The organism is Pararcticibacter amylolyticus, from assembly GCF_003130405.1.
GTDB classification, from domain to species: domain Bacteria; phylum Bacteroidota; class Bacteroidia; order Sphingobacteriales; family Sphingobacteriaceae; genus Arcticibacter; species Arcticibacter amylolyticus.
Genome location: NZ_QEAS01000007.1, coordinates 253757 through 272832 on the forward strand (window position 1 = coordinate 253757; position 19076 = coordinate 272832).

General features: G+C 43.3%; 19 protein-coding genes. 7 read left to right on the top strand and 12 right to left on the bottom strand.

Annotated elements, in window-relative coordinates:
- From DDR33_RS10445 to DDR33_RS10455, 3 genes are all read right to left on the bottom strand, one after another.
- A partial coding sequence (locus DDR33_RS10445) for a 5-(carboxyamino)imidazole ribonucleotide synthase (protein WP_109415778.1) occupies positions 1-1113 on the bottom strand: 1113 nt, incomplete at its 3' end.
- A gap of 51 nt (positions 1114-1164) precedes the next feature.
- Positions 1165-1647, bottom strand: coding sequence for an NADH-quinone oxidoreductase subunit B (locus DDR33_RS10450; protein WP_109415718.1), 483 nt, complete (start codon positions 1645-1647; stop codon positions 1165-1167).
- Positions 1644-2225: an NADH-quinone oxidoreductase subunit A gene (locus tag DDR33_RS10455; RefSeq protein WP_109415779.1), complete on the bottom strand. Its 582-nt coding sequence runs from the start codon at positions 2223-2225 to the stop codon at positions 1644-1646. Before DDR33_RS10455 ends, DDR33_RS10450 begins: the two co-directional genes overlap by 4 nt.
- A 234-nt stretch (positions 2226-2459) precedes the next feature.
- Here DDR33_RS10455 and rpmH point away from each other — a divergent pair, with 234 nt between their 5' ends.
- The 4 genes from rpmH (at position 2460) to tsaB (ending at position 4122) form a co-directional block, all read left to right on the top strand.
- Positions 2460-2618 (top strand): 50S ribosomal protein L34, encoded by a 159-nt coding sequence (gene rpmH, locus DDR33_RS10460; protein ID WP_092390256.1) that lies wholly within the window; start codon positions 2460-2462, stop codon positions 2616-2618.
- Between the two features lie 138 nt (positions 2619-2756).
- Positions 2757-3158 (top strand): ribonuclease P protein component, encoded by a 402-nt coding sequence (locus DDR33_RS10465; RefSeq protein ID WP_109415719.1) that lies wholly within the window; start codon positions 2757-2759, stop codon positions 3156-3158.
- Entirely contained in the window at positions 3139-3375 is a 237-nt protein-coding gene (yidD, locus tag DDR33_RS10470; protein ID WP_109415720.1) for a membrane protein insertion efficiency factor YidD, read from the top strand. Before DDR33_RS10465 ends, yidD begins: the two co-directional genes overlap by 20 nt.
- Positions 3376-3426: 51 nt before the next feature.
- On the top strand, positions 3427-4122 hold the full coding sequence (tsaB, locus tag DDR33_RS10475; RefSeq protein WP_109415721.1) for a tRNA (adenosine(37)-N6)-threonylcarbamoyltransferase complex dimerization subunit type 1 TsaB: 696 nt from the start codon (positions 3427-3429) through the stop codon (positions 4120-4122).
- Here the strand turns inward: tsaB and DDR33_RS10480 are convergent.
- Positions 4119-5531 carry a DUF5723 family protein gene (locus DDR33_RS10480; protein WP_109415722.1) on the bottom strand — a complete coding sequence of 471 codons (1413 nt, stop codon included), beginning with the start codon at positions 5529-5531 and terminating at the stop codon, positions 4119-4121. The genes tsaB and DDR33_RS10480 overlap by 4 nt on opposite strands.
- Position 5532: 1 nt before the next feature.
- The gene (locus DDR33_RS10485) at positions 5533-8139 is read right to left on the bottom strand and encodes a DUF3352 domain-containing protein (protein WP_109415723.1); all 2607 of its coding nucleotides are present in this window, start codon (positions 8137-8139) and stop codon (positions 5533-5535) included.
- Between the two features lie 66 nt (positions 8140-8205).
- Between DDR33_RS10485 and DDR33_RS10490 the strand changes: the two genes are divergently transcribed.
- Positions 8206-8589 (top strand): DUF423 domain-containing protein, encoded by a 384-nt coding sequence (locus DDR33_RS10490; protein WP_109415724.1) that lies wholly within the window; start codon positions 8206-8208, stop codon positions 8587-8589.
- The gene (priA, locus tag DDR33_RS10495) at positions 8589-11072 is read left to right on the top strand and encodes a replication restart helicase PriA (protein ID WP_109415725.1); all 2484 of its coding nucleotides are present in this window, start codon (positions 8589-8591) and stop codon (positions 11070-11072) included. The genes DDR33_RS10490 and priA overlap by 1 nt, the downstream gene beginning before the upstream one ends.
- A 63-nt stretch (positions 11073-11135) precedes the next feature.
- Here the strand turns inward: priA and DDR33_RS10500 are convergent, their stop codons facing one another.
- Positions 11136-11867 carry a hypothetical protein gene (locus DDR33_RS10500; protein WP_109415726.1) on the bottom strand — a complete coding sequence of 244 codons (732 nt, stop codon included), beginning with the start codon at positions 11865-11867 and terminating at the stop codon, positions 11136-11138.
- A 204-nt stretch (positions 11868-12071) separates the two neighbouring features.
- On the opposite strand from DDR33_RS10500, the gene DDR33_RS10505 reads away from it, so the two are divergent.
- Positions 12072-12731, top strand: a complete 660-nt coding sequence (locus DDR33_RS10505) for a protein-L-isoaspartate(D-aspartate) O-methyltransferase (protein WP_109415727.1) — start codon at positions 12072-12074, stop codon at positions 12729-12731.
- A gap of 26 nt (positions 12732-12757) precedes the next feature.
- Here the strand turns inward: DDR33_RS10505 and smpB are convergent, their stop codons facing one another.
- The 6 genes from smpB to DDR33_RS10535 form a co-directional block, all read right to left on the bottom strand.
- Positions 12758-13201 carry an SsrA-binding protein SmpB gene (gene smpB, locus DDR33_RS10510; protein ID WP_109415728.1) on the bottom strand — a complete coding sequence of 148 codons (444 nt, stop codon included), beginning with the start codon at positions 13199-13201 and terminating at the stop codon, positions 12758-12760.
- Between the two features lie 60 nt (positions 13202-13261).
- Positions 13262-13918: a metal-dependent transcriptional regulator gene (locus DDR33_RS10515; protein ID WP_109415729.1), complete on the bottom strand. Its 657-nt coding sequence runs from the start codon at positions 13916-13918 to the stop codon at positions 13262-13264.
- Between the two features lie 19 nt (positions 13919-13937).
- Complete coding sequence (locus tag DDR33_RS10520) at positions 13938-16166, bottom strand: cation:proton antiporter (RefSeq protein ID WP_109415730.1); 2229 nt, start codon at positions 16164-16166, stop codon at positions 13938-13940.
- An 88-nt stretch (positions 16167-16254) separates the two neighbouring features.
- The gene (locus DDR33_RS10525) at positions 16255-16614 is read right to left on the bottom strand and encodes a hypothetical protein (RefSeq protein ID WP_109415731.1); all 360 of its coding nucleotides are present in this window, start codon (positions 16612-16614) and stop codon (positions 16255-16257) included.
- Between the two features lie 37 nt (positions 16615-16651).
- Positions 16652-17125, bottom strand: coding sequence for a ribonuclease H-like YkuK family protein (locus DDR33_RS10530; RefSeq protein ID WP_109415732.1), 474 nt, complete (start codon positions 17123-17125; stop codon positions 16652-16654).
- Between the two features lie 205 nt (positions 17126-17330).
- Positions 17331-19067, bottom strand: a complete 1737-nt coding sequence (locus DDR33_RS10535) for a phospho-sugar mutase (protein WP_109415733.1) — start codon at positions 19065-19067, stop codon at positions 17331-17333.
- Positions 19068-19076: the final 9 nt, after the last annotated feature.

Consider the following 19076-nt stretch of genomic DNA (forward strand, 5'->3'; position numbering starts at 1 on the left):
AACAAGGCGTGCTTTTTCAATAGCCTTAGTCCTTACATCATCAATGATCGTTACGTGCCCCATTTTTCTGAATGGTTTTGTGTATTTTTTGCCGTAAAGATGGACGTAGACGCCGTCCAGTTTCAGTACTTCTTCCAGGCCTTCATAAAGAGCCATTCCTTCGTATCCTTTTTCTCCCAGCAGGTTGATCATCACGGCATTTGTGACAGGCCTGATATCACCTAAGGGAAGATTGAAAATAGCACGAAGATGCTGCTCAAATTGAGATACGTAGTTTCCTTCAATAGTATGGTGGCCGCTGTTGTGCGGACGGGGCGCCAGTTCATTGACAAGAACGCTTCCGTCTTTCGTCAGAAACATTTCTACGGCCAGAAGGCCGACAATTTTTAATGATTTTGCTATCTCAAGTGCAAGGATCTCAGCCCTGTTCTGGATTTCAAGCGGAAGGGCAGAGGGAGATATAAGAAACTCCACAAGATTTGCATCCGGATTGAATTCCATTTCCACACAGGGAAATGCTTTTGTATCACCGTTTTCATTTCTGGCAACGATGACGGCTATTTCTTTTTCGAAATCTACCCATTCCTCAATAATGCTCGGCGCTTCGAAGGCATCCGGAAGATCTTCCGCTGAGCGCACTTTATATACCCCACGTCCGTCGTAGCCGTCTTTTCTAAGCTTTTGTACGAAAGGATAATTCAGACTGGCCTTCTTCAGCGCTTCTCTTGACGAAATTAACTGGAAAGGTGCCGTTGGAATTCCATGTTGTTTGAAAAATTCTTTCTGAAGCCCTTTGTCCTGTATTAAGCGGATTACGCGTGGCTGTGGGTATACTAATACTCCTTCTTCTTCGAGCTGCTGGAGTGCATCCACATTTACTTTTTCAATTTCAATTGTGAGCAGATCCGTCTGTTTCCCGAAATTATAGACAGTTTCGTAATCAGTTAAAGATCCTGTAATGAACTTATCACACAGGTTTTTGCAGGAAGCGTCTGGATCGGGATCTAACACCCGGATATTAACATTGTAGTTGATGGCATCCTGAATCAGCATGCGACCCAGCTGACCGCCGCCAAGAATTCCGACACGCATGTCTCCGTAAAATGCTTTCATTGTTGCAAGTTTAACTGAATTCTGCGAGAAAAGCGAATTCGGCGGCGCTTCTTAGCTGCTAAGGAGGCTTTCGCCTTTTATTTTTTTCTGAAGTTCCAGAATTGCCCCGATGAGTGCTTCCGGGCGGGGAGGACAGCCCTGAACATAAACGTCGACCGGGATTATCCTGTCAACACCTTTTACCACATGATAGCCATGCTGCCAGTAAGGACCACCGCAATTGGAACAGGATCCCATGGAAATAACATATTTAGGGTCGGGCATTTGTTCGTAGAGACGTTTGATCCGGTCGGCCATTTTGAAGGTCACTGTACCGGCAATGATGATAACATCGCTCTGCCGGGGGGTTGGCCTCGGGAAGACTCCAAGCCGGTCGAGATCGAAATTTGAAGAGTAGGCTCCCATCATTTCAATGGCGCAGCATGCGATGCCGAAGCTAACCGGCCACAGGGAAGACAAGCGTGCCCAGTTTAGCAGGTCATCCAGTTTTGTGACAATAATACCCCCGTCCTGCGGCATCTTCTCTAAACTCATTTCTGTACTCTTTTAAATGTTGGTTTAAATGCAGGCTTCGTTCCTGTAACTGATGTGCTGCTTTCTTTAATCACGTCTTCCCGGCTGCTATGAACGGAGAACGGTCTGATCTTGTAAGTTTCCTGGTTGATGCGGTCATAAGCTGACGCTGGTATCGCCGTTTTCACCTCCGGAAGCTTCGGCTCCGGTTTTATCCACTCCAGATCTCCGCGTTTCCACACATATACCAGACCCAGCAAAAGGATCCCCACAAACACAAACATTTCTGTCAATGTAAGCCATCCCCAGGAGGGAGATACAGCCAGCAGTTCTTTTTGGGCGAAGACCGTCGACCACGGAAATATAAAGATCATTTCTACATCGAAAAGCAGGAAGATCAAAGCAATAACATAAAACCTGCTGTTAAACTGTACCCATGAATTTCCGGAAGTTTCTTCTCCGCATTCATAGGAACTGAGCTTTAGCGGCGTGGGCTTTTTGGGAGCCAGCATTTTCGAAAGCAGCAAGGTTAGGGTTACTAAAAGTATCCCGGTAAGAAGAATGATTAAAATCTTGCCAAATTCTGATATATGTCCCATAACCCGCTTGTGGTTTCCGCCGGTAGCTGGTTGCCCGGCCTTGCTGGCAAATGTAATAAAAAATGAAAGAGGCTGATGGTTTAAGGGGTATGATGCAGATAAATAATGATAGAAGAATGATAATGTGTCTGATTGAAATGAACCTGTTACCAATACTGAAATATAATTTGATTTTGAGAAAAAACTCCCTATATTTGCGCTCTTTGTTTTTAAGAGCTACATTTTTATAAAGTCATGAAAAGAACATTTCAACCTTCTCAGAGAAAAAGAAGAAATAAGCACGGGTTCAGAGAGCGTATGAGCACCGCTAATGGTAGAAGGGTTTTAGCTTCCAGAAGAGCTAAGGGCAGAAAAAGATTATCAGTGTCTGACGAACGTCGTCATAAAGCATAATTGATTCACTATAGGTGAAGCTGGTAAAAATGTTTTATGTGCTTTTCTGAAGGCATTTAAAGCATTTTTATCTTAGTTTTGATTGCAGCCACAGTGGTCTGCAGATCATCTGCAAAGGCAGACTTAGGGCAATCAAACATGTATACATTTAAAAAAGAAGAACGGTTATGTAGTAAGAAGCTGCTGGATCAGCTTTTTAGTAGCGGTTCTTCTTTTCTTGTATATCCTTTTAAGGTAGTTTACCTTCGCGAAGTCCTTCCTGTAAATTATCCTTCACAAGTTGTCATTGTGGTGCCTAAACGGCGGTTTAGAAGGGCGCATGACCGGAACCTGATCAAACGTCGCATCCGTGAAGTTTACCGTCTTCATAAGCATGATCTTTTTTATTCATTTTTAAAAGAGCGTAATATGCAAATCCTGCTTTCTTTGCAATATGTTGGAAAGGAAATAGTGAATTTTAGTATGATGGATAAAAAGCTACAGGCTGTATTCAGGCAATTGAATAAGATTTATAGCGAAGATGGTCATAAGGATAATTAAAAAGTGCTTTGCCGTTATATTCCTGCTGTTGATACGCCTTTACCAGTATCTTCTGTCGCCGCTTCTGGGTGCATCCTGCCGGTATACGCCAACATGCTCCCAGTACGGGGTTGAAGCAATAAAGAAGCATGGCCCTTTTAAGGGTGGGTGGCTCACTCTCAAACGTCTCTCAAAATGTCATCCCTGGGGAGGCCATGGACACGACCCCGTTCCTTAAAAACATATTAAACTTTTCATTCACATTTCCTATTTGCATCTTTGCCTTCAAATGGCACTTATTCTCCAAATAGAAACTTCCACAACGAGCTGTTCGGCTGCATTAGCCAGAGACGGTGAAATACTCTCTGTAAAAGAAGTGAATCAACCGAACGTTCATGCATCATCACTTACACTATTCATTAACGAAGTTCTTCAAAGTGCGGGTGTGCGGATGGAGCAGGTGGAGGCTGTTGCTGTCAGTATGGGCCCCGGGTCGTATACAGGTTTGAGAATTGGAGTATCCACAGCTAAGGGTATCTGTTATGCAATGGATATTCCTCTTATATCTGTTAATACGCTGGAAGCTATGGCATGGAAAATGAAAGGACTGGGATCTTATCCGGATGCATTGTTTTGTCCTATGATCGATGCCAGGAGGATGGAAGTCTACACCGCCGTATACGACCAGGAATTGCAAATGATAAGTCCTGTTGAGGCAAAGATCATTGACGAAAGTTCATTTGCGGAGCTTCTGAAAAGCCACAGGATCGTTTTCTTTGGGGATGGTGCTGATAAATGCCGCGAGGTACTTGGCCTCTCGCCGAACGCCCTGTTTGCAGATGACTTTTTTAATTCTTCATCAGGTTTAACATCTCTGGCTTACCGCAATTATCAGAATAGCCGGTTCGAAGATACTGCTTATTTCGAACCCTATTACCTGAAGGATTTTATTGCGGGTAATCCGGCTGCCGGAAAGAAAATTTAGTACTCCGACCGTTTGCCGAAGAGCTTTTTGAAAAATCCTGTATTTTCTGAAGTTTTGATGTTAATTCCGGGGATGTACGTGTCGTTTTGCCAGCGGCTCATCAGCCTGCCGAACTTCATTGAAAATCCGAGGTATACAGATGCGCCCATGTTGCCTTTTCCTCCTGTTCCGTCTGAATTAACGAGAGCAGTTTTAGTCTCAGCAGTTTTAAATATCTGATCGCTTCCAAGAAAGAATTCTACATTGGGAGACTTTATCATTACCTGAGCGCCCGCCTGGAAGAAGCGGTTAAGATTATAGTCCGCCGTTGCACTGAAGTGAAGTGACTTGTATTGATAGGAATTTACCCAGGCGATATCCCCGCCCTTATAAAAGAGATTTTTGGAAAGAATGAGGTTGGAGTCGAAATCGCCTAAATCTTTGTTTACCAGAATTTCGGCCTTTGAGTTGACCGGAGTGATGTAACTCTTGTTCTTCAGTTGCTTTTTTATGTCTTTCCACAAACTGTCGTCTACGGCACTTGCCTTAATTTTGTAATCCTTATCTCTGAAGATATAGGAGTTTTTACTCCATCTGATGAATCCCAGATCTTTAACGTTTGCCATGATATTCCAGCCTTGTTTCAGCTTGTGATCTGTACTGAGACTGAGTGATAAACCGGGGTTCTTTATTCCGGGGATCAGCATCTTACGCCCCATATCATCATAATACACATTGGTCCTGAGATCACCATCCAGGTAAAGGCTATAATCGTCCAGTCCGGGATCGAACTGGATATTCGATGAATTGACCTTCAACTTACTATAAGCGATACCGCTGAGGTAGCTCAGTTTCAGACCGTAGGCGAACGTTTTGTTGTATTGTTCCCTGTAGGTCATGGAAAACTGGTGGTAGGATTGGGCGTATATATGTGTATTAAAAAGATTGTTGTTAAAATCCGTGTTATTCAGCTCATCGTTAATAACGCGGTTGTAATCCTGGAAGATAATCAAAGCCGGATTAGACGTGACGCCGTAGCCATCAGTACGCACCTGCCAGGAAAATCCCAGTTCACGATGGTATCTTACTGAGTAAAATGCTTTAAACGCAAGGAGGTAAGTGTTTTCCGATAATGTCACCCTGCTAAGCTTTTTTTCAGTTTCCGACAAATCCCGGACATCATATTTGCCGGTGTACAAAGCTTTTTTTACAGTCGGAACTCCAGGACCGCTTACTCCATAGGTCGCTGATAACGTGGGTATAAAAAAGTTGAAAGCATAACGTCTGCTGCTGTCGGTAACAAAGGCCGTTTGCGAGGGGTTTTCAAATGAGTCATATAATGTACCTGTCCGGTATAATGCGAAGGTCTGGCCTGATATGTCAGAACAAACACAAAAAAGAAGTATACAGGAAAAGATCGCTAACCTCATTTTACATTTTATATGCCTGAAGTAAATTGTCGTAAGTCCCTGAAAGCAGATACCTGATTCCGTCATTTCGCAGATAGCCTATATTAAAGTTTCCAGTACCTTTAACTGGAAATCCTCTGAAAAGGTTACCATCCTCTTCAAATAAAAAAAGCATATTATTGGGCGATGAAAATGCGGGTCTGAACTCACCTTCCTTCAGCATGATCAACTGGGGAGCTGTTTTCACGGTTTGCTCAAATGAGTATGTGTAAACAGGAGACCCGTCCTGATTAAAAACGTTCAGCTGTGATTTGTCGAAGTAAATGAACTCGGGGCTGGCCTGGCTGGAAACATTGGCAAATATAAATTTATGGTCAGGAGACCATGGGCCGGTTTCCTTTTCGGATACGGTGCCGTCGATATTGATGAAGTAAACTGTGCCGGAAGTGTCGGTTGTTACGAGCTCTGGTTTTCCCGGATTAACGAATACCGGGTTTTTAAACCTCGTTTTTGTTGTTATCTCTATTTTTCTGGCTACTTCACCTTTCTGATTGAAGAAGAAGAATTTGCCCTCAGTAGTCCCCGCTGCAAGGTAATCGCTGTTGCCCGAAGATATTAATCTGAGTTCGCTGAGTATCCTGGAGGGTAGGGGCTTATTCCAGCCCGGTAATACTTTTCCGGAGATATCATATGCCAGAATTGTTGTCTGGGCCGGGATAAATATCCTGGTGTTGGTGACATTACTGCTGCTGAGAGTCATTCCAGCAGAAGCAATAAACGGAAGTTCAGCCGGAAATCCCTTCCGGTTCGTTCCATTTACCTCAATATGATATAAATTACGGCTTGTATTGAACAGGATAGAACCGTCACTCAGCTGATGCACAGAGCCTTCAATCCCGCCGTCTATCTGGTAAGCCCACAAACGCTTTCCGTCTTCAGACAGCGCATACAGGTTGTTAACATTATCCTGTACCAGCACCATGTTTTTATCCCCGTTTTTAAGGATCCATGGAGTCGATCCGATACGTGCATTCATCTTAAACTTCCATACGGGTTTTAATTCTTTCCTGCCGTTTGATAAATAGTTTGCATAGAGATTCACCTGGAAATGATTCTTGTCGGAGCTCCACTGCCAGGAAAGTCCGTAGAAGTTTTTAATTTCATAGTGGTCGTTTGCAAACATACCAGCATATCCTTTTTTCAGCACCCTGTTAATGATATGTTCCGAATTCTTCGTGTTTATGAAATAAAGGATATTGCTTTTGTTCGCAACCAACTGATCATGTTCAGCATATTCTTTCGTTTTTGAAATAAAGCGGCCGCCCGAGTAGTCATTCAGATAATTTTGAATGACGCTCTGTGAATTGGATACGATCAGATAATTGTCGATCACTGTAAAGTAGGGGCGCACAAACGATTTAAACGGATCGCCAAAGTAGTAATACAACAGGTTGGAATTATTGAACCTGGCGATATTGTCGCTGGCCTGCTGGCTGATCAGTTTTAAGGTAAAATTAACCTTGGTGCCGTTTGACAGCTTCACAATGCCCAGATTCTCCCTTGTTTTTGTTTCAATAAGCGCGAATTCGTTTGATATAAACGGCTTAATGTCTGTCTCAATGTTGACACCACTCTGATTTCTGATCAATTTTATTTGGCTTTGCAGACGTTTCAGGTCCCCCCTTTTGTTAATGTATCTGAGTAACCGCGTGTGAAACTTTTTGTAGTCAGAAAACGCAAAGAGGATCGAATTAGCGGTGTTGTCCGGCAGCAAGTTCTTAAGCTGGTTCAGCACAGGCCGCTGATTCAGAAAGAGGTTCAGATAAGCCAGTTCTGAAGTGTCGGGAGTGCTGATGCCGTTAAACATCAAAGCATTGTGTTTGAAATTCATGTTAAGGGAGGATATTCCCTTAAGTTTTTTTAACAGAGCAGAATTGCCGTCTGGTTTTCCACGCGTAAATGAGGCGAGGAAACCAGGGAGGGTAGTATGATTGACGAACAAGCTGACGGGAGAACTCAGCTTTTTTGAACTGTTCTCGTCTATTTCATCAACAAAGTCCTGGCTTATTTTCCGCGACTCAGGGTCGGATACCCGCAGAAGGAGGTCTTTTGAGAAACTTGCAGATACCAGATCGTCCGATATAAAAAGGAAGAAGGGTCGGTTGACAGCACTGAACTTAAGGCTGTACAGTCGGGGAGTTGTTTCACTCTTCACGGATACTCCTTTTATTCCAGTTGAAAAGAACTTGTCGGGGGATATTTTCTTACTCAGCGCCATGGAGAAGAGCATATCAACCGAGTCGGCCTTCTGAGGATGAAAGGACACAAAGATTTTTTGTTGCTGTGTTAATTCTTTTATGGCTGGCTGTTCGAGCAATAGTGTTTTCAACTGGGTTAGTTCAGAGGCCCTTGACTCACCGAGTACAGCATTGAAGAGTTCATAGTTTCGGAAGATATCGTAAAATGACTCATCGTTGTTAAAACTCATGACGACTGCTGCATCATAAGGTATATATTTTAATACTTTTGCGTTGTTGTTGTTGCTAACAGAGATTACAGAAAAGTAGCGAACTGCCAGGAAAGCAATGATAATTAATAAAACAGAACTCAGAATAATTATTTTCCTCATGGTCTGTCAGCAAAAATACTTTTTTACAGTTAACAGGGTTTATTAATTTAGTATATTTTAAAACGTATGAACAGAAAAATTATCATCACAGCTTCTGTTTTTGGAATTCTCGCCGTTATCCTCGGAGCATTTGGTGCACATGGGCTAAAAGCCAGAATTTCCGCAGCGGATCTTGAAAACTGGAAAACCGGTGTTAGTTATCATTTTTATCATACTCTTGCTTTGTTATTTCTTTCTACAATTGCCAAATACCGCGATGGGTTTATCAATATAGCTTATTACGCATTTACGGTGGGAATAGTTTTTTTCTCGGGATCACTATATCTTCTGTCTACGAGATCAGTCACGGGCTTGCAGGCTGGTATCCTTGGTCCGGTAACACCCATTGGAGGAATGTTTTTCATTGCAGGCTGGCTGTTCCTGCTTCTTGCTGCCATAAAAAATAAATAATGCTTGAACTGAATGAAGGAAAGAGGGATGACAGGACCTTCTTTGCTGATGTTATACTACCCCTGGCAATTTCGAAGACCTACACGTATAGGGTACCTCAGGCCCTGAAGGCGCAGGTTGCTGTGGGGAAAAGGGTTGTTGTTCAATTTGGTAAAAGCCGGATATATACAGCTATCGTTTACCACATCAGTGAAACACCTCCTCAGTTGTACGAAGCCAAATATATCATGGATGTCCTGGATGAGATTCCTGTTGTAAATGCGCATCAGATCAGTCTTTGGGAATGGATTTCATCCTACTATATGTGTCACATCGGAGAAGTGATGCAGGCGGCCCTTCCTTCTGCCCTGAAGCTTGCCAGCGAAACGAGGGTGGTATTGATGAAAGATGCTGTTTATGATAAAGGCGAGCTTTCCGACAAGGAGTTTCTTATTATGGACGCGCTTGAAATACAGCCGGAGCTGAAGGTAAGCGATATTGCAAAGCTGCTTGGTCAGAAATCGGTATTCAGGCTACTGAAATCGCTCTTTGATAAGGGCATTATTCATATCTCGGAAGAAATAGCAGAGCGCTTCAAACCTAAACAGTTAACGTTTTTGCGGTTGAACAGTTATTACGACGAGCCTGAAAACAAAAGAGCACTTTTTGAGATACTCGAGAAAAGCCCTAAGCAGCTGGAAGTTCTTCTGGCTTATATGAAATTAAGCAGGAATGCCCCCTCCTCTGTGGCTAAAAAAGATCTTCTTGAAGAAAGCGGTTGCAGCAGTGCGATTTTGAAAACCCTGATAACGAAAGAAATATTTATCTCCGAAAGCCGCGTGGTAAGCCGTCTTTATGAACAAGATCAGGCCTTATCTCCTGAATTCAGATTAAGTGATGACCAACAAGCCGTATCAGAGTCCATAAAGACTCATTTTCAGGATAAGGACGTGACATTATTGCATGGGGTGACCTCTTCTGGTAAGACTCAACTATATGTAAAACTGATAGAGGAAGTGATCCAAAGCGGGAAGCAAGTGCTCTATCTTTTGCCCGAAATCGCCCTGACCGCCCAGATCATTGAGCGCCTCCGTGCATATTTCGGAAAGAAGATCGGGATCTATCATTCGAGGATTGGTGATAACGAGAGAGCTGAAGTGTGGAATAAAGTTCTGAATAAAGAGTATTCTGTGGTTCTCGGTGCAAGATCAGCTGTATTCCTCCCTTTCTCAGAGTTAGGACTCATCGTGGTGGACGAAGAGCACGAGTCTTCTTACAAGCAATACGATCCTGCTCCCCGCTATCATGCCCGGGATACTGCCATATATCTCGCTCATCTGCACCGGTCGAAGGTGCTTCTGGGCTCTGCTACACCATCTCTGGAAAGTTATTATAATGCTAAAACCGGTAAGTATGGCTTTGCAGAGCTTAAGCAGCGATATGGTGATTCAAACCTTCCGGTGATACAAGTGGTGAGCATAGCAGAGGAGACGAGCAGAAAGACTATGCAGTCGCACTTCACCAGCGTGCTGGTGGCGGAGATCAAACAGGCACTGGGAAGGAAGGAGCAGGTAATCCTGTTTCAGAACCGGCGGGGCTACACGCCAATGCTCATCTGTAAAACCTGTGGCTATATCCCGCAGTGTATTCATTGCGATGTAAGTCTTACCTTTCATAAAAGCACGGGCAAGCTGCACTGTCATTATTGTGGCTATAAGCAGGATACCGTTTCGGTGTGCCCGGCATGCGGGTCCACACACATCGAACAGAAGGGTTTCGGCACTGAAAAAATAGAAGATGACCTGCAATTTATTTTCCCTGACGCCAGGATCAGCCGTATGGATCTTGATACAACGCGCAGTAAAAACAGCTTTCAAAGGATTCTGAACGATTTTGAAGATCAGAAAATAGACATTCTCGTCGGTACGCAAATTGTAGCCAAGGGGCTTGATTTTGATAAAGTTACGCTCATCGGTATCATCAACGCTGATTCTTTGCTGAACTATCCCGATTTCAGAGCCTTTGAAAAGAGCTTTCAGCTTTTGTCTCAGGTGGGGGGAAGGGCCGGAAGGCGTGAAAGGCAGGGAAAGGTGATTATTCAATCCCATAATATTCATCACCGGGTGATTGACCAGGTGATCCACCATAATTATGAGGGACTTTTCAGAACTGAAATGACCGAAAGGAAGAGCTTCCATTATCCGCCCCTGTACAGAATGATCCGCATTGATGTTAAAAATAAAGATCAGTTTGTATTGAATGAAGCTGCTCAGCGGCTCGCCGCAGAGTTTAGAAATGTATTGGGTGCAAGGGTGCTTGGTCCGGAGGACCCTCTCGTTACGCGCGTGCGGAATTTCTTTATTAAGACCATGTATATAAAGATTGAGCGGGAAGGAATTTCAGTCAGTAAAGTAAAGAATTTTCTCAAATCTGCTTTGTTAACTTTCGATACAGACAAGCGGAATAAGGGAACGATAGTGCAGGTAGATGTTGATCCGTATTAGCCGGTTCTTTGCTCTGCTACAGCCAGCCTCCGGTTTGATCCCTGGAAGGGTGAAAGACCGTGTTTAGTTAATCTCTCCAAAATTGTATTGAAGCGACAGCATGCCGAGGGGTTTGATGAGGTATTCCCAGTGGTGCTTGTTTTGAACAGAATTGCTGCCATTATTTTCTTCCCGTCGCTCGTGACTGTATAATACATCAAATGTGCCTTCTGCTGCTACAGTAAAGTGATTTACAAGGTTCAACTTAACGCCCAGGACCGGAGAAAGTGAGAGTCCTTCTTTTTCAGTTTTTACATCGTAAGGAGAGACGGTAATCTGCCTGTCGGTTGCCCTGCTGTATGCATCTCCTTTAAAAACACTTCTTTTAACACCCAGGTCAAATCCAAAATATGGCTGAACAGATGAGTATATGATGTTTTTCTCAAAACCAGCTTTTATGTGGCTGTCTGTTAATCGTCCCCGGAGAGGGTTGTATTCCTCAGACCGGTTGGTAAAAGAAAGGTGTTGCGAGAAAAAGTTACCTGATAACCTGTAGCTTATTTGTTTGTCGTTATATTTCAGGATAATGCCGTTGAACTTTGAAGTCCTGAGCGCATCCGGGTCAGTCTGATCCAGAACCTTCGGGAAGGCTTCTACACTTAAAAATTTAAATCCTATACTATATGAGTACAGTGTAGCGTTATTATATCCTGACGTGTAATGTTGCGCTCCTGCGGAAATATTTTCCGGTTTTCCGGTTTGTGAGAAAGAATAAAGAGAAAGAAAAATCAGGACCGATAGTATAATTGATTTCATTCGTGTGGTTGAATTTTAAATAAGCACTGAACGCAGATATCATGTATTAGCACTGTGAGCTACGGTAAAAAACCTCATCGATTCATTGCTTCCAGTTAAAAATAGCCCCCCAAAGATATTTTATAGAACTGGCTAAGAACGGGATAAAAATAGGAATTGCTTTTTATTATTAAATGAATTTCCGGAAGTTTATTTTTGTTCGGGATGGCTTATAAGTTTGTTGATAATTACCGGGAAAAGGGTGCCCGGAAAAAACTGGTAACACAATTGAGAGATGACCGGAAAATAGAAGATAAAAGGGTGCTTGAAGCAATAGGGAGGGTTCCCCGTCATTTCTTTTTCGATGAAACATTCTGGAATCAGGCTTATAAAGACATTGCCTTTCCGATAGGTGAAGGCCAGACAATTTCCCAGCCCTACACGGTTGCCTATCAGACTCAGCTTCTCCATGTAAACGAAGGCGACAAGGTACTCGAAATAGGTACGGGCTCAGGTTATCAAACCTGCATCCTTCTTGAACTGGGTGCAAAGGTTTACACTATTGAAAGGCAGGAAAAGCTTTTTCTGCGTGCCAAGCTTTTCTTATCAAAAATGGGGTATACGGCAGAGTTCTTCTGTGGCGATGGTTCGAAAGGAATACCTGCGCATGCGCCTTACGATAAGATACTGGTGACGGCTGGAGCTCCGTTTGTGCCCGATATAATGCTAAAGCAGTTGAAGATAGGAGGAACGATGGTAATCCCCGTCGGAGACGAAAAAACGCAGAAGATGATTACGGTTATCCGGGTAAGCGAAACGGATTATGAACGAATAGAACTTGACACTTTCCGGTTTGTACCTTTGGTTGGAGACCAGGCCTGGTAGGCCGGTTCTCCGATATTCATTCTCCGCTATCTTTTCATGACCCGGTCAAGTTCTATCTTACTTTCCCTTTCTTTTATTGTTTCTCTTTTATCAAACGCTTTCTTTCCCTGGGCCAGGGCAATTTCCAGTTTGGCAAAGCCCCGTTCACTTATAAAAAGGTATAAGGGAACAATGGTATAGCCTTTCTCTTCTGTTTTATCTTTAAGTTTCTTTAACTCTTTTTTAGTGAGCAGCAGTACCCGGTCGCGTTTTGATTCATGATTGTAAAAAGACCCGTGCGAGTACTCGGCTATGTGCATATTTCTAACATAAAGCTGGTCATTCAAAAAAGCGCAGAATGAATCATTCAGATTCGCTTTTCCTTCCCTAATCGACTTTATTTCCGTTCCAAGGAGCTGGATACCAGCCGTGTACTTATCCAGGATATGATATTCGAAATATGCTTTTTTATTCTTTACGCTTGTGTTCATTGGATATGTTGCTGAAAGCTGGCAGGCGCGACTTCCGTTTTAGCCCGCCCGGCCAGGTAATTAAACGATAAAAATATTCTCTGCAAACTTTTGGGAGACAGTTGTCCTGGTGTCGTTAATAACAATTTCCATTGAACCATCATACGCCTGGCGGCCGAGAACCTTTATTTCGGAATCAATGCCGAGATGCAATTGACTTACGTACTGAAGGAATGCAGCTGAATTGTCTTTTACAGCAACCATCCGGCATTGAGTTCCCTCCTGGACTTCCGAAAGGGTCTTTTTATAGGAGGGCTTCAGGTTACCCTGAGCATCAGGTATGGCGTCACCGTGGGGATCATATTCGGGAAAACCCAGGAACTTGTCGAGCTTATCCACCAGTTTGGCCGATTGGATATGTTCCAGCTGTTCCGCTACTTCATGGACTTCATCCCAGGTGAAATCCAGTTTCTCGTAGAGGAATGTTTCCCATAACCGGTGCTTTCTTAATACCTCGACCGCCTTTCTTCTGCCCTCGTCAGACAATGATATTTTACCGTATTTTTCATACGAAATAAGTTTTTTCTCCTTTAGTTTTCTGAGCATGTCAGTTGCGGTAGCCGGTTTTACGCCCAGATATTGCGCAAGCTGATTCGTTCCCGCCTCATTTTTATGTTGTACCTCCAGGGTAAGGAGTAGCAACGCTTTAAGATAATTCTCTTCTGTAAAAGAAAGCATACGGCAAAAGTACAAAAAGCTAACCTTTTAATAACTCGGAAATCTTTTTAGGGTTTCCGACAATCCATACAATATCGCCAGCCTTCAGCACGTACGAAGATTCGGGATTCAGTATCCTCTGGTTATTACTTTCAATACCCACTATCAATCCCTGTGTTTTCTCTCTGATTCCCGAATCCCTTATGGAAAGATTGCATACGGGTGAGGTGGAAGAAAGATCAACTCTTAGCAATTTCATGTCCTTCTTTGTACCCTGGATGACAGGGTTAACCAGTTCCGACACCTCGATCTGGCGCTTAAGTGCCTCCAGCTGATCGTCTGACCCTATAACGGTGAGCTTATCGTTGGGAAATAGCCTTTCGTCTCTCCCCGGGGTTGCAATAACCAGTTTTCCTCTTTCAATGAGAGCAATGTTCACCCCATATCGCTCGCGAACCGCCAGTTCTTGTAAAGTTTGCCCAATAAGCGGGGATTCAGGTGCTACAACCAGTTCAGAAAGGTGCGTATCCCAGGGAACCAGCGTGTTTAGATCTGAATTCTGACTTTCCCGGTCATTCAGATTCTCGAGGAAACGGTTTTCAATCCTGCTATAGAATGCCTGGAGCTTCTTTGACAGAATTGCAATCATGATTACGATAGTAACCAGGGCGATAGTTATTGCCAGTACCGCGTTGAAAAATATATTGATCAGAAAACCAATGTAAATAATAGCGAGGATGATTCTGACAGCTTCAATCGTAATAATAGGCCCTCTGTTGTACCGCTTGTTCAGCCACAAATTAGCATAGGCTTTTTTCTCAATCCTTCTCAGTGCAAAAGCCCACAGAAATGGAGCCATGAGAATAAAAGATACAGAAAGGCTGATCACTGATCCTTTCGTTCCGTTAGAAATATTAGCCGTGACAAATGGATGAATGAAGCGGCTGGATGCGTAAAGTATGGCAATAAGGATAACGGAGTGAATCACGGCATTCAGCAGATATGCACGAAGTAATTTTTTCCAGTTGCTGGTAGTAGTGATGTTCTGGGCATTTGTGCTGTAATCATTTAAGCTTTTTACCCATTTTTCCGGTAATTTCTTCTCCAGGTAACTGGAAAAAGGCTCTGACAGCTTAATCAGATAGGGAGTGGTAAAAGTCGTGATTGCGGACACGGCCACAGCAATGGGATAAAGGAACTCATTTGTAACCTTCAGATCCAGACCCAGTGTTGCAATGATGAAGGAGAACTCGCCGATCTGTGCGAGGCTCATACCTGCCTGTACCGCGGTTTTAATAGGCTGCCCCGACAATATTGCCCCTGTTATAGTACTGATTAGCTTGCCTGCTACGGTGACGGCGGTAATAATAACAATTGGCACAGCAAAGTCTTTCAGGATAGAGGGATTTATAAGCATCCCCACTGAAACAAAGAAGACAGCTGCAAACAGATCTTTAACAGATTTTGTGAGGTGTTCGATCCGCTTCGCCAAAGTAGTCTCAGCAAGGATAGATCCCATAATGAAAGCACCTAAAGCAGGTGAGAAACCTACCTTTACCGCCAGGATCACCATCAGCAGACAAAGAGCCAGAGAAACGATCAGTAAGGTTTCTTCATTCATCAGTTTTTGAGTCCTTTTAAGAAATGTAGGTATCAGGAAGATCCCTCCCAGAAACCAAAGGATCAGGAAAAAGCCGAATTTCAGAATGGAGAAGATCATTTCGGATCCTTCAAAGTTACGGCTTACCGCTACTGTCGAAAGTACAACAAGCAGGAGAATGGCAACGAGGTCTTCCACAATGAGGACGCCGAATACAAGCCCTGCAAACTTTTTATGCTTGATCTTCAGTTCATCAAAGGCCCTGATAATAATAGTTGTGGAAGATATGGACAGGATCCCTCCCAAAAATATACTGTCCATCAATGTCCAGCCCATCAATTGTCCGGTCAGATATCCGATCAGAAGCATAATAACAGCCTCGGTAACCCCCGTAACAGAAGCCGCTGCACCTACTTTCGCAAGCTTTTTGAAGCTGAATTCGAGTCCCAGGCTGAACAGGAGGAAAATTACCCCTATCTCTGCCCAGGTCGATATACTTTCTTCTTCGGCAACTGTAGGGATGAACTTGAAATGAGGGCCTACTAAAAAACCGGCAATGATATACCCCAGTACAAGAGGCTGTTTGATGAGTTTGAAAATGAGTGTTGTTATGGCTGCTGCTGCCATAATCAATCCCAAATCCGTTATTAATTGTGGAAGGTGAATCATGTAAAAAAATTAAATCCGTCTCTCTCAGAACGGATAGATTGTAACAAAAGATTAAATGATGAAAACCAGTTAGATACCCTTGAGTGGGTTAGCTGAACCAGTGTGCGGGAAAAAAGATCAGGGATTTACATCTGTCGAATAAAATCCGGCAGGAATCTGCTAGAAAAACACTTAAGGCAATAAAATGCACCAAAGCGATATTGTTGCTGCCCAGTAGCTGAATCACAGACGGCGCAGGGGTATTTTGACCCTTGCTGATCCTGTTTGCCTGTGGCAGGGAAGGATGAGATCTGAAGCTTTCTCTCTGCGCTTTTTTGTATGCCGCAATACTCCTGATAAAAGGTTGCCTGAGAGAGACTCCTTTTTTATTCAGAAAGGTATGGGCATTAAACAACAAGCTTAAAGCCAGGATTAAAAAGATAGTATGTTTCAAGTTTAATCCCCTCATACTGGCAAATATACCAAAAATAAGGCGGATCCGGGCATTAGTGCACCATCTTATTGGCACACGCAGAGCTTGCAAACGCTTCAGGCTTAGCTTTAAAAACAAAGCCCATACTCAAAATGTAACCCATCGCTTCATGTAATGCCTGGTTTGACTTAAACATCGGATTTGTGTTGATATCAGCATGCACTTCCAGGTCTACATTGTAAAGATCAAGCAGATCGCACAAGGCATAAGCTATCTCAATAGATTTTTGAACCTCCGTTAGCATCCTTTCTTTAATGCTCATTTTTCTATTACTTCTTTCCTGGTGGATGAACATAAATGCCCCTTTTTTTTCACGCAGGAAAACAATTACTGTTGCATAGTCAATTACAGCACCTTTTACCTGCGAATCCGTCCCGATACAAACCTTAAGTTTGTTTCCCAGGCCGTTTTCACGTTCAATCGCTCTCTTTACTTCGTCATGAATGTCTGAATGAATAATTTCTCCGCTAAATTTTTTCCAGGTCATATATGAATGTTTTACAGGTTAAGTGATCCGGAGAGCCTTTTTTCAGAATGATTCCGGTGTCTTATAAAGATAAATCAAAAGATGTTAGTATTGAATAAACTTTTTGTTAACATATTAACAATCAGTCACCCGGAAAGTGTTGCGAGAAGGCAGAATGAAAAAGGCCAGCCTTTTGGGGCTGGCCTTGCAGATTTATTTAGGGGATCTAAACTCCCAGGTCATTCATAATAGAAGACACCTTTTCTTCGAGCAGGGCATCGGCTTCTTTGTAAGCTGATTTGTCCGACAAAGAACCTTTCACGCTGCAATAGAACTTAATCTTGGGTTCAGTTCCTGAAGGTCTGGCAGAAATAATACTTCCTTCTTCCGTTATAAACTGAAGTACGTCTGATTCGGGAAGATCAAGTTCCTTCTTTGTGCCCGATAAAATGTCGGTTTCGATCCTTTGTTCGTAATCTTTCAGAGCTACTACTTTTGAACCGCCCAGCGTTGCAGGAGGGTTGTTTCTGAAGCGTTCCATCATCGCTTTAATTTCCTCGGCACCGCTTTTTCCTTTTTTAGTAACAGAAACGAGTTTTTCTTTATAAAAACCATATTGCTGGTACATTTCCAGGAGAGCGTCGAACAGACTGGAACCCTTATCTTTGTAGAAGGCTGTCATCTCTGAAATGAAAGCGGCAGAAACAACGGCGTCCTTATCACGCACAAGGTCGCCGATCAGATAGCCGTAACTTTCTTCTCCGCCTCCGATGAATGTTTTCTGACCCTCGAACCTGGTCATAAGTTCGCCGATATATTTAAATCCGGTGAGCGTATTATAACATTCAACATTTTTTGAAGCTGCAATCGCGTCGATGATATACGACGTTACAATCGTTTTAACGATGTATTCATTGCCCGTGAGTTTCCCTTTTTCCTGCCATGCTGTTAGCAGATAGTTTATCAAAAGACTGCCTGTCTGATTTCCGTTAAACAGGATGAATTCACCGTCATTGTTTTTAACGGCGATGCCAACGCGGTCTGCATCAGGATCTGTGGCCAGGATAAGGTCGGCATCAATCTCCATTCCTTTTTTAAGGGCAAGGGTGAGGGCCTCTTTCTCTTCAGGATTGGGGTAGACAACTGTCGGGAAGTTTCCGTCTGGTTTTATCTGTTCGTCGACAAGGGTAACATTTGTAAACCCGAATCTTTTCAATGCCTGGGGTACCAGGGTTATTCCTGTCCCGTGGATCGGTGAAAACACGATCTTAAGGTCGTGCTGCCGTTTTATAGCTTCAGGAGAGACAGACAGTTTGGTAATTTTGTCAAGATACAGTTCGTCGATTTCTTCACCAATCATCTGGATATTCGATTCTTCCGGATCAAATTTTACTTCATCTATGCTGCTGATGGCTGCAACTTCAACCATCACTTTTTTATCTTCCGGAGTAACGAACTGGCCACCGTCGGCTCCATATGCTTTGTACCCGTTGTATTCTTTTGGATTGTGGGAAGCAGTGAGCATGACCCCGCTTTTACATCCCAGTTCCCTAATGGCGAACGATAACTCTGGCGTAGGCCTCAACTCCTTGAAGAAGTAGACAAAAATTCCGTTTGCAGAGAATACTTCTGCCGTGATCCGGGCAAAATAATCAGAATTATTGCGGCTGTCGTGCGCTATCGCCACTTTAATCTGTTCCGACGGATAGGTCTTCTTAAGATAGTTGCTCAAACCCTGGGTAGCGGCACCTATCGTATATTTGTTAATACGGTTAGAGCCTGGTCCCATGATGCCACGCAGGCCGCCCGTACCAAATTCGAGATCTCTATAAAATGAATCTGTTAATTCAGTAAACGCTTTCTCGTTCAGTAATTTTTGAATTTGCTGTTTGGTGTCAGCATCATAGCTTCCCTGAAGCCATTCTTCGACTTTTTTAAGAACTGAGGGTTCTAATTCCTGCATTTTCGTAAT